Source organism: Pseudomonas sp. GW704-F2 (genome assembly GCF_059423025.1).
The window spans coordinates 1-15,013 of sequence record NZ_JBWKXO010000038.1; the positions used below are offsets into that span (position 1 = coordinate 1).

Here is a 15,013-nt window from a genome sequence, read left to right on the forward strand (position 1 = left end):
CGCCCGCCCTGACCCGCACCCCGGAAATCATCGGTGAAGCGCCGGCGATGCAGGAAGTGTTTCGCGCCATCGGGCGCTTGAGCCACTCCAACATCACCGTGCTGATCAACGGCGAGTCGGGCACCGGTAAAGAACTGGTGGCCCACGCCCTGCACCGCCACAGCCCGCGGGCGGCGTCGCCGTTCATTGCGCTGAACATGGCGGCGATTCCGAAGGACTTGATGGAGTCCGAACTGTTCGGCCACGAGAAAGGCGCCTTCACCGGCGCGGCCAACCTGCGGCGCGGGCGGTTTGAACAGGCGGACGGCGGCACGCTGTTCCTCGATGAAATCGGCGACATGCCGGCCGATACCCAGACCCGCTTGCTGCGCGTGCTGGCGGACGGCGAGTTCTACCGTGTGGGCGGGCATACGCCGGTCAAGGTTGACGTGCGTATCATCGCCGCGACTCACCAGAACCTGGAAACCCTGGTGCATGCGGGCAAGTTCCGTGAGGACTTGTTCCACCGCCTCAACGTGATCCGCATCCACATCCCGCGCATGTCGGACCGTCGCGAAGACATCCCGACCCTCGCGCGCCACTTCCTCAGCCGCGCCGCCCAGGAGCTGGCCGTCGAGCCGAAACTGCTGAAAAGCGAGACCGAGGAATACCTGAAGAACCTGCCGTGGCCCGGCAACGTGCGCCAGCTGGAGAACACCTGCCGCTGGATCACGGTCATGGCGTCCGGGCGCGAAGTGCATATCAGCGACCTGCCGCCGGAGCTGCTCAGCCTGCCGCAGGATTCGGCCCCCGTGACCAACTGGGAACAGGCGCTGCGCCAATGGGCCGACCAGGCCCTGGCACGCGGCCAGTCGAACCTGCTGGACAGCGCCGTGCCGGCCTTCGAACGGATCATGATCGAAACCGCCCTCAAGCACACCGCCGGCCGCCGTCGCGATGCCGCCGTGCTGCTGGGTTGGGGCCGCAATACCCTGACGCGCAAGATCAAGGAACTGGGGATGAAGGTCGATGGCGCGGATGATGACGAAGGTGACGAGGGCTGAATCTCAGACCCACTGAAGATCCAATGTGGGAGGGGGCTGGCCCCCGATAGCGGCATGTCAGTCGGCATCTACATGACTGATCCACCGCCATCGGGGGCAAGCCCCCTCCCACATTTGGATCTGCACAAGGTTTGGCGACCATGCACCGCTTCAATGCACCATGAACCGGCATCGGGCACGGCGCCAACACCTCAAACCTTCGCACCGCCGCCTGAAATCAGACAACCGAAAACGCCAAAGCCCCGTATTCCTGGGCTTTTCGCTGTCTGGAGCGTTTTTTTTCGAGCAACTTGGCCAGTGTGGCACGCGCCCTGCAATAACCCTGATACAACCCAGTTTCGGGGACCTTGGTACAGGCAGGCCGAGAATCCCCTCTTTACACCCGGGGTGCTTGATGCGAACCGCGTCGCGCTCCACACCGCTTTCGGGAACCTCGGTACAGGCAGGCCGGGGATTCCCTCTTTAACACGAAGCCGGATGGCTTCATCCCGTTTTGGGAGCCCTGGTACAGGCAGGCCGGGAACTCCCTCTTTTATTGCTCTTGGAGATGGATCTCCAGCCGCCAGCGGCCTTCAGCTTCCTCTCCCGACCATTCCCCACGCAACGGCCGCGCCGCCACCAGGTTGAGCAGCAGGCCGCCATCGGTCTTGCGCACGCGCCAGTTCACATCCTTGTCATTGACCTTGAGCTGCCCGCTGGCGGCCTTGCCCTGCGCGTCGAACAACAGCGCCACGGTGCCGTCGATATGCTCGCCATGCAGCTTGGGTTCGCTGTTGAACCACACCACCACACCGTCGGCCGCCGGCGTCACCTGCAGCAATTCGACCGGGTCCGGGGCGGTCAGGCGCCCGATCATCAGGCCTACCATCAGGCCGACAATCGCCAAAGAGCCCAAAACCCTTGGCAATAGCTTCGGCCTGGGGTCTTCTTCGAGGGTAGAATGCAGCGCATCTTTGCCTTCGGAGCCGTGCATGTTTCACGTCATCCTTTTTCAACCAGAAATTCCGCCGAATACCGGCAACGTTATCAGGCTGTGCGCCAACAGTGGCTGCCACCTGCATTTGATCGAGCCGCTGGGCTTCGACATGGACGACAAGCGCCTGCGCCGCGCCGGGCTGGACTACCACGAGTATGCCACCCTGCAACGCCACGCCGACCTCGCCAGCTGCCTGGAAAGCCTCGGCCACCCTCGGCTGTTCGCGTTCACCACCAAGGGCTCGCGGCCGTTCCATGACGCCAGCTTCGCCGACGGCGACGCCTTCCTGTTCGGCCCGGAAAGCCGTGGCCTGCCGGCCGAGGTGCTCGACGCCCTGCCCGACGGCCATCGCCTGCGTTTGCCGATGCGCGAAGGTTGCCGCAGCCTGAACTTATCGAACACCGTCGCCGTCGCCGTCTACGAAGGCTGGCGCCAACTCGGCTTCAAGTAACACACATAACAAATGTGGGAGGGGGCTTGCCCCCGATAGCAGTGGGTCAGCCAACACCTATTCAGCTGACACACCGCAATCGGGGGCAAGCCCCCTCCCACATTTTTAGCGCATCGACTTATTGAACCGTCGACGAACCTTCCTGTTGCATGCGCTGCAGCTCTTGCGCGTACAGGGCATCGAAGTTCACCGGAGCCAGCATCAGCGCCGGGAACGAGCCACGGGTGACCAGGCTGTCCAGGGTCTCGCGGGCATACGGGAACAGGATGTTCGGGCAGAACGCGCCCAGGGTGTGGCTCATGGACGCTTCGTCCAGGCCCTGGATCAGGAAGATACCGGCCTGTTGCACTTCAGCGATGAAGGCCACTTCTTCGCCGTTCTTGACGGTGACCGAGAGGGTCAGCACGACTTCGTGGAAGTCGCCTTCCAAGGCTTTTTGACGGGTGTTCAGGTCCAGCCCGACGCTTGGGGTCCACTCCTGACGGAAGATGGCCGGGCTTTTCGGCGCTTCGAACGACAGGTCACGCACATAGATGCGCTGCAGCGAAAACTGTGGGCCTTGGGCTTCTGCTGCTTCGGTGTTCTGTTGGTCAGTCATCGCAGATCCTTCTTGATCTTGGGTCTTTTAGGGTTTAGGAGTCAGACGTGAAGCAGCGCGTCCAGTTTACCGGCGCGCTCAAGGGCAAACAGGTCATCGCATCCACCGATGTGCTTGGCGCCGATCCAGATCTGCGGCACGGACGTGCGTCCCGCCTTCTGGGCCATTTCGGCGCGCACCTGGGGTTTGCCGTCGACCTTGATCTCTTCGAAGGCAACCCCCTTCTTCTCCAGCAAGGCCTTGGCCCGCATGCAGTAAGGGCACCAATCGCTGGAATACACGACAACCTGGCTCATATCACTTCACCAGCGGCAGGTTGTCCGCGCGCCAGCTGCTGATACCACCAGACAGTTTGGCGGCGGTGAAGCCGGTTTTGAGCATTTCGCGGGCGTGGGTGCCGGAGTGCTGGCCTTGAGCGTCGACCAGGATGATGGTCTTGGCCTTGTGCTTCTCCAGCTCGGCCAGGCGCGCGATCAGCTTGTCCTGGGGGATGTTCAGGGCGCCGACGATATGACCGGCGGCAAAATCCTTGGCCGGACGGATATCCACGACAACGGCCTCATCCTTGTTGACCAGCGCGGTCAGCTCCGACGTGCTCAGGCTGCGGCCACCGCGGCTCATTTCATGAGCGATCAGCAGCGCCAGCAGGATGACGAAGGCACCCGCGAGCAGGTAGTGGGCAGTGGCAAATGCAATCAGGTGATCAACCATCAAGGAGGTTCCAGGGCGTTAAAATGGCGGTAAGTATACACAGCCGTCAGGGGGGGCCAACCCCCGTAAAGCGGTGACGTGGTCGGAACTTCGCTTTAAACTGCCACTCCCTTTTCAATCCCCTTCATCAATTACCGCCGCGAGAGGATCTATGACTACGACGCCTAAACCTTTGGTCCTGATAATTCTCGATGGCTTCGGACACAGTGAAAGCCACCACGACAACGCCGTGTACTCGGCCAACAAGCCGGTGCTGGACCGTCTGACCGCCACTTTGCCCAACGGGCTGATCTCCGGTTCGGGCATGGATGTGGGCCTGCCGGACGGCCAAATGGGCAACTCGGAAGTCGGCCACATGAACCTCGGCGCCGGACGAGTGGTCTATCAGGACTTCACCCGCGTGACCAAAGCGATCCGCGACGGCGAGTTCTTCGAGAACCCGACCATCTGCGCGGCCGTCGATAAAGCCGTCGCTGCCGGCAAGGCCGTGCATTTCATGGGCCTGCTGTCCGATGGCGGCGTACACAGCCACCAGGACCACCTCGTGGCCATGGCCGAACTGGCCTTCAAGCGCGGCGCCGACAAGATCTACCTGCACGCCTTCCTCGACGGCCGCGACACGCCGCCGAAAAGCGCGCAATCGTCGATCGAACTGCTGGACGCCACCTTCGCCGCCCTCGGCAAGGGCCGCATCGCCAGCCTGGTCGGTCGCTATTTCGCGATGGACCGCGACAACCGCTGGGACCGCGTGTCCCAGGCCTACAACCTGATCGTCGACGGCCAGGCCGAATTCAACGCCGCCACCGCCCAGGAAGGCCTGGAAGCCGCCTACGCGCGCGGCGAGAGCGATGAGTTCGTCAAGGCCACCACCATCGGCGAGCCGGTGAAAGTGGAAGACGGCGACGCCGTGGTGTTCATGAACTTCCGCGCCGACCGTGCCCGCGAGCTGAGCCATGTGTTCGTCGACCCGGGTTTCAAGGACTTCGAACGCGCGCGCCAGCCGAAAATCGAGTTCGTGATGCTCACCCAATACGCCGCCAACATCCCGGCCCCGTCGGCTTTTGCCCCCGGCAGCCTGGAAAACGTGTTGGGCGACTACCTGGCGAAAAACGGCAAGACCCAACTGCGCATCGCCGAAACCGAGAAGTACGCCCACGTGACCTTCTTCTTCTCCGGCGGCCGCGAAGAACCGTTCCCGGGCGAAGAGCGCATCCTGATCCCGTCGCCGAAAGTCGCGACCTACGACCTGCAACCGGAAATGAGCGCACCGCAAGTCACCGACAAGATCGTCGACGCCATCGAACACCAGCGTTATGACGTGATCGTGGTCAACTACGCCAACGGCGACATGGTCGGCCACAGCGGCAACCTGGCCGCCGCGATCAAGGCCGTGGAATGCCTGGACCTGTGCGTAGGCCGCATCGTCGACGCCCTGGAAAAAGTCGGCGGCGAAGCGCTGATCACCGCCGACCATGGCAACTGCGAGCAAATGTCCGACGAGTCCACCGGCCAGGCCCACACCGCCCACACCACCGAGCCGGTGCCGTTCATCTACGTCGGCAAGCGTGACCTGAAAGTGCGCAAAGGCGGCGTGCTGGCCGATGTGGCGCCGACCATGCTGATGTTGATGGGGCTGGAAAAGCCCAAAGAGATGACTGGCACTTCGATCCTGGTCTGATCTAAACCACATGTGGGAGGGGGCTTGCCCCCGATTGCGGTGTGTCAGCTGAATAGGTGTTGGCTGACCCACTGCTATCGGGGGCAAGCCCCCTCCCACACTGGACTCGCGGTGTTGGGTAGATGTCTTTTCGCCATACCACTGCCGCTCGGCACCTATCTTGCCCAGAAGCCCGAATTGGGCGTTTTTTTTGCAGCGCTTGCCGGGCATACTAGGCCGTCCCTTTCCCTGGTGTCGCCCGCCTCTATGCTTCGCGCCTTGATTACCCTCGCTCTCGTCTGCCTGCTCCAACCGGCATTTGCCGATGAGCGCGCGCAAACCCAACAACAGTTGGACGCTACGCGTCAGGACATCACCGAGCTGAAAAAACTGCTCGGCAAGCTCCAGGAAGAGAAATCCGGGGTGCAGAAAGACCTGCGCGGCACGGAAACCGAGATGGGCAAGCTGGAGAAGCAGGTCCAGGAGCTACAAAAAGAATTAAAGAAGAGCGAGTCGGAACTGGAGCGACTCGACGCTGAGAAAAAAAAACTCCAGAGCGCCCGCGTTGAACAACAACGCCTGATCGCGATCCAGGCCCGCGCCGCCTACCAGAGTGGCCGCCAGGAGTACCTCAAGCTGCTGCTCAACCAGCAGAACCCGGAAAAGTTCGCGCGCACCCTGACCTACTATGATTACCTGAGCAAGGCACGCCTTGCCCAATTGAAGGGCTTCAACGAGACCCTGCGCCAACTGGCCAACGTCGAACAGGAAATCGCCGACCAGCAATCACAACTGCTCGACCAGAAAAGCAGCCTCGACAGCCAGCGCGACCAGCTCGACAAGGTGCGCAAGGAGCGCCAACTGGCCCTGGCCAAGCTCAATGACGACGTAAAGGCCCGCGACGCCAAGCTGCAAGCCCGCGAGCAGGACCAGGCCGACCTGGCCAAAGTATTGAAAACCATCGAAGAAACCCTGGCCCGCCAGGCACGCGAGGCCGAGGAAGCGCGACAGAAAGCGCTGATCGCCCAGCAGGAAGCGGAAAAAAAGCGCCAGCGTGAGGCCGAACTGGCAGCCACTACCGACGCTCCGGCCCCACGTAAACCGGCGCATGCAGCGCCCGGGCCGCTGGTTTCCAGCGCGGGCGAATCCTTCGGCGGGCCTTTTGCTTCCGCGCGCGGCAAACTTCCGTGGCCGGTTGATGGTCGACTGCTGGCACGCTTTGGGGAAACCCGCGGCGATGACACCCGCGCCAAGTGGGATGGGGTGATGATCAGCGCGGCCGCCGGCAGCCAGGTCCACGCCGTCCACGGCGGTCGCGTGGTGTTTGCCGATTGGCTGCGGGGCGCCGGTTTATTGGTGATTCTCGACCACGGTAATGGCTATTTGAGTCTTTATGGCCACAATCAGACTTTACTCAAGTCGGCAGGTGATGTGGTAAAAGCCGGGGAATCCATCTCCACTGTCGGTAACAGTGGCGGCCAGGACACCCCGGCGCTGTACTTCGCTATTCGTCAGCAGGGCCGCCCGAGCGATCCTGCACAATGGTGCCGCACCCAAGGATAGGGTCGCATCTACATTAGGAGTTCGTTCGACATGCTGTATTTGTCCCGCCTCACTTCGCTGGCCCTGACGATCGCCCTGGTGATCGGCGCGCCTCTGGCTTTCGCCGACCAGGCCGAACCGGCTGCATCCGCCGGCATGGCCGCGACCACCAAGGCGCCGTTGCCGCTGGAGGAGTTGCGCACCTTTGCCGAGGTCATGGACCGGATCAAGGCAGCCTATGTCGAACCCGTGGACGACAAGACCCTGCTGGAAAATGCCATCAAGGGCATGCTCAGCAACCTCGACCCGCACTCCGCCTACCTCGGCCCGGAAGATTTCGCCGAGCTGCAGGAAAGCACCAGCGGTGAGTTCGGTGGCCTGGGCATTGAAGTCGGCGCCGAAGACGGCCAGATCAAAGTGGTCTCGCCGATCGACGACACCCCGGCGTCCAAGGCCGGCATCCAGGCCGGTGACCTGATCGTCAAGATCAACGGCCAGCCGACCCGTGGCCAGACCATGACCGAAGCCGTCGACAAGATGCGCGGCAAGATCGGCCAGAAAATCACCCTGACCCTGGTGCGCGACGGCGGCGCGCCGTTCGACGTGACCCTGGCCCGCGCGACCATCACGGTCAAGAGCGTGAAGAGCCAGTTGCTGGAGTCGGGCTACGGCTACATCCGCATCACCCAGTTCCAGGTCAAGACCGGCGACGAAGTGGCCAAGGCCCTGGCCAAGCTGCGTAAAGACAACGGCAAGAAGCTCAACGGCATCGTGCTCGACCTGCGCAACAACCCCGGTGGCGTGCTGCAGTCGGCGGTGGAAGTGGTCGACCACTTCATCACCAAAGGCCTGATCGTCTACACCAAGGGCCGTATCGCCAACTCCGAACTGCGCTTCTCGGCCACCGGCAACGACCTCAGCGAAAATGTGCCACTGGCCGTGCTGATCAACGGCGGCAGCGCCTCGGCCTCGGAGATCGTCGCCGGCGCCCTGCAAGACCAGAAGCGCGGTGTACTGATGGGCACCACCAGTTTCGGCAAAGGCTCGGTGCAAACCGTGTTGCCGCTGAACAACGAGCGCGCCCTGAAAATCACCACCGCGCTGTACTACACGCCAAACGGCCGCTCGATCCAGGCCCAGGGCATCGTGCCGGACATCGAAGTGCGCAAGGCCAAGATCACCAACGAGGTCGACAGCGAGTACTACAAGGAAGCCGACCTGCAAGGCCACCTCGGCAATGGCAACGGCGGCGCCGACCAGCCGACCGGCAGCAGTGCCAAGGCCAAGCCGATGCCACAGGACGATGACTACCAACTGGCCCAGGCGTTGAGCCTGCTCAAGGGCTTGAGCATCACGCGCAGCCGTTGATATGCGCGTTGCCCTGATCATCGCTGCACTGTGCAGCCTGGCCGGGGGGGGCCCCCCCCCCCCCCCCGGGCCAGCGAACCGCACAGAGCCTACCTGACCCTGATCATCGACGACCTGGGGCAAAACCTGCCCCGGGATCGCCGTGTGCTGGCCCTGCCCGGCCCGGTGACCACGGCGATCATGCCCGACACGCCCCACGCCGCCGAATTCGCCCGCGAAGCGCACAAGGCCGGCAAGATCGTGATCCTGCACATGCCCATGGACCCGGCCACCGGCCCGTTCGCCTGGCACCCCGAGTTGCCTATCGAGGAGCTCGGCAAGCGCCTGGACGCCGCTTTCAAGGCCGTGCCCTACACCGCCGGCATCAACAACCACATGGGCAGCCGCATGACCGCCCAGCCCGAAGCCATGGCCTGGCTGATGGGCGAGTTGCAACGGCGCCACAAGTTCTTTGTCGACAGCCGCACCAGCGCGCAGACCGTCGGCGCCGCCGAAGCGCAGAAGATCGGCCTGGCCAGCGTCTCGCGGGATGTGTTCCTCGACGACGAACGCACCGAAGCCGCGATCACCACGCAATTGCAGAGCGCCATCAAACTGGCCCATAAACAGGGCTCAGCGGTGATGATCGGCCATCCGTATCCACAAACCCTGACGGTGCTCGAACGCGAGCTGCCCAAGCTCAAGGCCCAGGGCGTGGACTGGATTGATATCAAACTGATGATCAGCGTGCGCAGCAATCAGGCGATGGCAGGGCACGGCAAGAACGGCACCTATCGCTACAAATAGCGCGCCATCATCTGGTCGAGCAGGCCTTCCTCGCGCAACTGATCCAACGCTGCCTGCAGCTTGGCCACCGTTTCGTCCGGCACATCCTTGTTCAGCGCCAGGTACAACTGGGCACTGTTGAAGCGAAGGATGGTCTTGAGCCCGGTCACACCGACCTGGCGCGCCAGGTAGCGGCCGGCCGGGTCGCCGGTGGCCCACAGGTCGATCTGGTCATCCAGCAGCTTTTGCGCGTTGTCCTGGTCACGCAGCACCAGCACTGGCTTGAGGCCCTGCTTCTCCAGGGTCTCGGCAATCGCGTCGCCCTTGTACGCGCCGATCTTGTAGTGCCGCGCCTGCGCCAGCTCGTCGAGCCGGATCTTGCTGTCGGCCTTGGCCAGCATCACCCAGTCATCCGGGCCGATAGGGCCGACCCATTTGAACAGCGCTTCGCGCTCCGGCAGGCGGGCCATCACGAACACACCGTAGCCGGGGTTTTCCAGGGCGAGTTTGTAGATCCGCTCCCAAGGAAAGCGCAGAGTGAGGCTGTAGGAAATGCCAGCACGCTTGAAGGTTTCGCGCATGATGTCCACGGCGATGCCTTCGATATTCTCGTCCTTGGCGAAGTTCTTGCCGTTTTTCGCCATGTTGTAGGGCGGGAAGTTTTCCGTCAGCAACACCAGGGAGGCGTCAGACGATTCTTCGGCTTGGGCCACTCCGATCATGAGCACGGAGGTACTGGCGAGCGCGAGCAACAGGTCTTTGAACATGAAAGTTACCGGAATCCATGGCAAGCGCAGAGAGTGCCGCGCACTTGCCATGGTGTCCAGCAGCGTTTAGCGCACCACGATACCGCGCGCGGCCATGTACGCCTTGGCCTCGGGGACGGTGTATTCGCCGAAGTGGAAAATACTCGCCGCCAACACGGCGCTGGCGTGGCCTTCGATCACGCCGTCGGCCAGGTGCTGCAGGTTGCCGACGCCGCCGGACGCGATCACCGGAATGCCCAGCGCATCGCTGATGGCACGGGTCACGCCGAGGTCGAAGCCGTTTTTCATGCCGTCCTGGTCCATGCTGGTCAGCAGGATTTCACCGGCGCCCAGGCCTTCCATCTTCATCGCCCACTCCACCGCGTCCAGGCCGGTCGGCTTGCGCCCGCCGTGGGTGAAGATCTCCCAGCGCGGCGGTTCGCCGGGGCCGGAGACTTTCTTGGCGTCGATGGCCACCACGATGCACTGCGAGCCGAAGTGCTGTGCGGCTTCGCCGACGAACTCCGGGTTGAACACTGCGGCGGTGTTGATCGAGACTTTGTCCGCGCCGGCATTGAGCAGGTTGCGGATATCTTGCACGGTGCGAACGCCACCGCCCACGGTCAGCGGGATGAACACCTGGCTGGCCATGCGCTCGACGGTATGCAGCGTGGTGTCACGGCCGTCGACGCTGGCGGTGATGTCGAGAAAGGTAATCTCGTCGGCACCTTGCTCATCGTAGCGACGGGCGATTTCCACCGGGTCGCCGGCGTCACGGATGTTCTCGAACTTGACGCCCTTGACCACGCGACCGTTGTCGACGTCCAGGCAAGGGATGATGCGTTTGGCCAGCGCCATGGTCAGTCCTCAGCCGTTGTAGGCATCGCAGTAAGCCTGGGCTTCGGCGACGTCCAGGGTGCCTTCGTAGATTGCGCGGCCGGTGATCGCGCCGATGATTCCAGGGGCCCGGGCATCCAGCAGCGACTTGATGTCACCCAGGTTGTGGATGCCACCGGACGCGATCACCGGGATCCTGGTCGCCGCCGCCAGCGCAGCGGTGAACGGTACGTTGCAGCCCTGCATCATGCCGTCTTTGGCGATGTCGGTATAAACGATGGCGGACACGCCGTCGGCTTCGAACTGCTTGGCCAGGTCGATCACCTGCACCGTGCTGATTTCAGCCCAGCCGTCGGTGGCGACGAAACCGTCCTTGGCGTCCAGGCCGACGATCACCTTGCCCGGGAACGCGCGGCAGGCTTCGGCGACGAAGGCCGGGTCTTTCACGGCCTTGGTGCCGATGATCACGTAGCTTACGCCGGCCTTGACGTAGTGTTCGATGGTTTCCAGGGAGCGGATACCGCCGCCGATCTGGATCGGCAGGTTCGGGTAGCGCTTAGCGATCGCAGTCACCACTTCGCCATTGACCGGCTGGCCTTCGAAGGCGCCGTTCAGGTCCACCAGATGCAGGCGACGGCAACCACCGTCCACCCATTTGGCAGCCATGCTCACCGGGTCGTCGGAAAACACCGTGGAATCTTCCATGCGGCCCTGGCGCAGACGCACGCAAGCGCCGTCCTTGAGATCGATAGCGGGGATAATCAGCATCTGGCAAACCTTATTCGATATTCAGCAATGCTTGGGAAATCAGGGTTTCTCAAGCGACCACAGGTCGCTTTCGATGCTTTCGAACCGTTCCCTAAGGAGCGTCTGCGTATCGAAAATCGCCCTGTTGTAATAGTGCGGCGCAACTTCAATGGTGAACAACTCAAGGATCTCGGCAACCTCGAACGAGCCCAGCTTGAGCTCGAAACGGTCCTCCATGAAGCGCTTGATCTTGTTGGTAGCCTCACGTTCCTGTTCGGGCGTGAGGTTCAGGATCGGCAGCTTCGGTTTCTTGGCCATCTACCAGCGACCGTCCCACGCAGCGAAGTTCTGCAGCAATTGCAGGCCATGGGTATGGCTCTTCTCCGGGTGGAACTGCACCGCAAAACGCGAACCTTCGGCCAGCGCGGCGGCGAAGTCGACGCCGTAGTGCCCGCCACCCACCACCTGGCGCGGGTTACCGGCGGCGATGTAGTAGCTGTGGACGAAGTAAAAGCGCGCCATGTCCGGGATCTCATGCCACAGCGGGTGATCCACGGTGCGCCGCACTTCGTTCCAGCCCATGTGCGGGACTTTCAGGTGCTCGCCGTCTTCATGCAGGTCCTTGCCGAAGAACTTCACTTCGCCTGGAAACAGGCCGATGCAGTCGACGCCGTCGTTCTCTTCACTGCGCTCGAGCAAGGCTTGCATGCCCACGCAAATGCCGAGGAACGGCCGGTCCTGACTGACCTCGCGCACCAGGCTGTCGAAGCCCAGGCGACGGATTTCGGCCATGCAATCGCGAATCGCGCCAACGCCCGGGAACACCACGCGGTCAGCCTCGCGAATCACCGTGGCATCGCTGGTGATCAGCACCTTGCCAGCCCCTACGTGCTCGAGGGCCTTGGCCACCGAGTGCAGGTTGCCCATGCCGTAATCGATAACCGCGACCGTCTGCATTACAGGACGCCCTTGGTCGATGGCATTTGCCCGGCCATGCGCTCATCCAGCTCCACCGCCATGCGCAGCGCGCGACCGAAGGCCTTGAACACGGTTTCGATCTGGTGGTGGGTGTTGGTGCCGCGCAGGTTGTCGATGTGCAGGCTGACGAGGGCGTGGTTGACGAAACCCTGGAAGAATTCCTGGAACAGGTCGACGTCGAAGCCGCCCACGGTGGCGCGGGTGTAGGGCACGTGCATCTGCAGGCCGGGGCGGCCGGAGAAGTCGATGACCACACGCGACAGCGCCTCATCCAGCGGGACATAGGCGTGGCCGTAGCGACGGATGCCTTTTTTGTCGCCGATGGCCTTGGCGAAAGCCTGGCCGAGGGTGATACCGACATCCTCCACCGTGTGGTGGTCGTCGATATGCAGGTCGCCCTTGCTGACGATATCCAGGTCGATCAGCCCATGACGGGCGATCTGGTCCAGCATGTGCTCAAGAAAAGGTACACCGATATCAAATCGGGCCTTTCCGGTGCCATCCAGGTTGATCGAGGCTTTGATCTGGGTTTCCAGAGTGTCGCGCTCGACGGACGCCTTACGTTCGGCCATCACCAGCTCCGCAAAATCATTGGGCGAAAAAGGCAGCCATTATAGGGGCGCGGGCGCTAAACAGAAACATCGAAGGGGATAAGACTGACGAGTTGAAGCGAGGAAGGTCGACGCTAGACATGTGCATACAAGCGGGCGCTCCAGGATGGTGCGCCCGCCTGCAGTCAACTTAGTGGAACAGTACCGCCGTCTTCTGCAGGGTCACCCACACACCCCACGCCAACGGAATACCCACCACCAACCAGGCCGCGACAGCCAGCGGCTTGCTGCCGGCGGAGGCTTTCCACTCCAGCACGGTGCTCGAATCGGCACCCTTGTCATGGCCCAGCGCCTGTTCGGTGGCCAGTTCGGCGTCGCTCATGAAGTACTTGTCGGCCACCGGGCGCACCAGCAGGTTGCAGATGAAACCCAGCACCAGCAGGCCGGCGAGGATGTACAAGGTGATGTCGTAGGCGGCGGCGCGTTCGACGCCGATGCTCAACTGATATTCACGCAGGTAGTTCACCAACACCGGGCCCAGCACGCCCGCCGCAGCCCAGGCAGTCAGCAGGCGACCATGGATCGCGCCGACCATCTGGGTGCCGAACAGGTCGGCCAGGTAAGCCGGAACCGTCGCAAAACCGCCGCCGTACATCGACAGGATGATGCAGAACGCCGCCACGAACAGCGCCACGTTGCCCAGGTGCCCAAGGTTCGGGATCAGCGCATACAGGGCAAAGCCCAGGGCGAAGAACACGAAGTAGGTGTTTTTACGGCCCAGGTAATCGGAGAACGACGCCCAGAAGAACCGGCCACCGATGTTGAACAGGCTCAACAGCCCGGTAAAGCCCGCCGCGATCGCCGCGATCGAGGCCAGTTGCCCGGCATTCAGTTGGCCGAACGGCACATCCACACCCAGCAACTTGCCGCCGAACACTTCCTGCAGCAGCGGCGAAGCCATGCCGAGGATGCCGATACCGGCCGATACGTTCAGGCACAGCACCAGCCATACCAGACGGAATTGCGGGGTTTTCCAGGCGACGTTCACGTGAACGTGACGATGGGTGATCATCGCATTGCTGGCTTTTTTCACCGGCGCGGTCCAGCCCTCAGGCTTCCAGCCGGTCGGCGGAACGCGGTAGGACAGCGCGCCACCGATCATGAACACGAAGTAAATCGCCGCCATCACCAGAAAGCTCTGCCACACGCCGACGCTGGTCGGCGAAGCGAAGTGCCCCATCAGCGCTGCCGCCAGGGGAGCCCCCACCATCGCGCCGCCGCCGAAGCCCATGATCGCCATGCCGGTGGCCATGCCGCGCTTGTCCGGGAACCACTTGATCAGGGTCGACACGGGCGAGATATAACCCAGGCCCAGGCCGATACCGCCAATGACCCCGGAGCCGATCCACATCAGCCAGATCTGGTGGGTATAAATCCCCAGCGCCGAAATCAGCAGGCCGCCACACCAGCACAGCGCCGAGACGACGCCCGCCTTGCGTGGCCCGGCATGTTCCAGCCAGCCGCCCCAGATCGCTGCCGAGCAGCCCAGGAAGATGAAGAACAGGGTGTAGATCCAGCCCAGCATGGAGATCGGCCAGTCGCATTGGGACGAAAAAACCTGAGCGATAAAGCTCATATCCGGCGCACAGGCGACCGGCGCGCTGATCCCCAGCGCCTTGGACAGCGGCAACCAGAACACAGAGAAGCCGTAGGCCATGCCGATACACAGGTGAATGGCCAGAGCGGCCGGTGGAACCAGCCAGCGGTTGAACCCGGGCTTGGCGATGATGCGCTCCTTGGACAGGAACGCAGGCTGCGCGGCAGCAATACCCGCCGCAGTGCTAGTGCTCATTGGTGTTTCCCCCAGTTATTAGTATGTGTTCGTCAGGCGCGCTCTCCTTCGGCCTTGCACGCAGAGCGTGGCCGTTTTGTTGAATAAAGCTCCATTTAAAGCGCGACGTTACGTCGCAGAAGGCGGACGAACGCGCAGAGATTAGCATCAGTGGATGACAGAAAAACCAAAATGCCACTACCTTTCGCGGA

Annotated in this window: 16 protein-coding genes and 1 pseudogene; 6 read left to right on the plus strand and 11 right to left on the minus strand. The window is 62.6% G+C overall.

Features of this window, described 5'->3' with window-relative positions:
• On the plus strand, window positions 1–1,043 hold a 1,043-nt coding region (ntrC, locus tag AC07W0_RS24580; protein ID WP_102618617.1), incomplete at its 5' end, for a nitrogen regulation protein NR(I).
• 532 nt (window positions 1,044–1,575) lie between these two features.
• Here the strand turns inward: ntrC and AC07W0_RS24585 are convergent.
• The gene (locus AC07W0_RS24585; protein WP_017849927.1) at window positions 1,576–2,016 is read right to left on the minus strand and encodes a hypothetical protein; all 441 of its coding nucleotides are present in this window, start codon (window positions 2,014–2,016) and stop codon (window positions 1,576–1,578) included.
• Between AC07W0_RS24585 and AC07W0_RS24590 the strand changes: the two genes are divergently transcribed.
• Complete coding sequence (locus AC07W0_RS24590; RefSeq protein ID WP_017849928.1) at window positions 2,015–2,470, plus strand: tRNA (cytidine(34)-2'-O)-methyltransferase; 456 nt, start codon at window positions 2,015–2,017, stop codon at window positions 2,468–2,470. The genes AC07W0_RS24585 and AC07W0_RS24590 overlap by 2 nt on opposite strands.
• A gap of 118 nt (window positions 2,471–2,588) precedes the next feature.
• Here the strand turns inward: AC07W0_RS24590 and secB are convergent, their stop codons facing one another.
• Genes secB through AC07W0_RS24605 form a run of 3 tightly spaced genes read right to left on the minus strand, consistent with a single transcriptional unit; the run spans window position 2,589 to window position 3,779 of the window.
• Complete coding sequence (gene secB, locus AC07W0_RS24595; RefSeq protein WP_017849929.1) at window positions 2,589–3,068, minus strand: protein-export chaperone SecB; 480 nt, start codon at window positions 3,066–3,068, stop codon at window positions 2,589–2,591.
• A 41-nt stretch (window positions 3,069–3,109) separates the two neighbouring features.
• Window positions 3,110–3,364, minus strand: coding sequence for a glutaredoxin 3 (gene grxC, locus AC07W0_RS24600; RefSeq protein WP_017849930.1), 255 nt, complete (start codon window positions 3,362–3,364; stop codon window positions 3,110–3,112).
• Window position 3,365: 1 nt separating this feature from the next.
• On the minus strand, window positions 3,366–3,779 hold the full coding sequence (locus AC07W0_RS24605; RefSeq protein ID WP_017849931.1) for a rhodanese-like domain-containing protein: 414 nt from the start codon (window positions 3,777–3,779) through the stop codon (window positions 3,366–3,368).
• 151 nt (window positions 3,780–3,930) lie between these two features.
• On the opposite strand from AC07W0_RS24605, the gene gpmI reads away from it, so the two are divergent.
• The 4 genes and pseudogenes from gpmI (at window position 3,931) to AC07W0_RS24625 (ending at window position 9,132) form a co-directional block, all read left to right on the plus strand.
• The gene (gene gpmI, locus AC07W0_RS24610) at window positions 3,931–5,457 is read left to right on the plus strand and encodes a 2,3-bisphosphoglycerate-independent phosphoglycerate mutase (protein WP_046385000.1); all 1,527 of its coding nucleotides are present in this window, start codon (window positions 3,931–3,933) and stop codon (window positions 5,455–5,457) included.
• 246 nt (window positions 5,458–5,703) lie between these two features.
• Complete coding sequence (locus AC07W0_RS24615) at window positions 5,704–6,999, plus strand: murein hydrolase activator EnvC family protein (RefSeq protein ID WP_017849933.1); 1,296 nt, start codon at window positions 5,704–5,706, stop codon at window positions 6,997–6,999.
• 30 nt (window positions 7,000–7,029) lie between these two features.
• Window positions 7,030–8,346, plus strand: coding sequence for a S41 family peptidase (locus tag AC07W0_RS24620; RefSeq protein ID WP_046490883.1), 1,317 nt, complete (start codon window positions 7,030–7,032; stop codon window positions 8,344–8,346).
• 1 nt (window position 8,347) lies between these two features.
• Window positions 8,348–9,132, plus strand: a pseudogene (locus AC07W0_RS24625) (divergent polysaccharide deacetylase family protein).
• Here the strand turns inward: AC07W0_RS24625 and AC07W0_RS24630 are convergent.
• The 7 genes from AC07W0_RS24630 to AC07W0_RS24660 form a co-directional block, all read right to left on the minus strand.
• Window positions 9,123–9,878, minus strand: coding sequence for a substrate-binding periplasmic protein (locus tag AC07W0_RS24630; RefSeq protein ID WP_102618616.1), 756 nt, complete (start codon window positions 9,876–9,878; stop codon window positions 9,123–9,125). The pseudogene AC07W0_RS24625 and the gene AC07W0_RS24630 sit on opposite strands and share 10 nt — an antisense overlap.
• Before the next feature lie 66 nt (window positions 9,879–9,944).
• On the minus strand, window positions 9,945–10,715 hold the full coding sequence (hisF, locus tag AC07W0_RS24635; RefSeq protein WP_010563131.1) for an imidazole glycerol phosphate synthase subunit HisF: 771 nt from the start codon (window positions 10,713–10,715) through the stop codon (window positions 9,945–9,947).
• Window positions 10,716–10,724: 9 nt separating this feature from the next.
• A complete protein-coding gene (gene hisA, locus AC07W0_RS24640) occupies window positions 10,725–11,462 on the minus strand; it encodes a 1-(5-phosphoribosyl)-5-[(5-phosphoribosylamino)methylideneamino]imidazole-4-carboxamide isomerase (protein WP_017849937.1) in 738 nt (245 codons plus the stop codon).
• Window positions 11,463–11,501: 39 nt separating this feature from the next.
• Entirely contained in the window at window positions 11,502–11,759 is a 258-nt protein-coding gene (locus AC07W0_RS24645) for a DUF2164 domain-containing protein (protein WP_017849938.1), read from the minus strand.
• Window positions 11,760–12,398: an imidazole glycerol phosphate synthase subunit HisH gene (gene hisH / locus AC07W0_RS24650; RefSeq protein WP_017849939.1), complete on the minus strand. Its 639-nt coding sequence runs from the start codon at window positions 12,396–12,398 to the stop codon at window positions 11,760–11,762.
• A complete protein-coding gene (gene hisB / locus AC07W0_RS24655; RefSeq protein ID WP_017849940.1) occupies window positions 12,398–12,991 on the minus strand; it encodes an imidazoleglycerol-phosphate dehydratase HisB in 594 nt (197 codons plus the stop codon). Before hisB ends, hisH begins: the two co-directional genes overlap by 1 nt.
• A gap of 169 nt (window positions 12,992–13,160) precedes the next feature.
• Window positions 13,161–14,822 (minus strand): OFA family MFS transporter, encoded by a 1,662-nt coding sequence (locus AC07W0_RS24660; protein ID WP_102618615.1) that lies wholly within the window; start codon window positions 14,820–14,822, stop codon window positions 13,161–13,163.
• Between the last annotated feature and the right edge of the window lie 191 nt (window positions 14,823–15,013).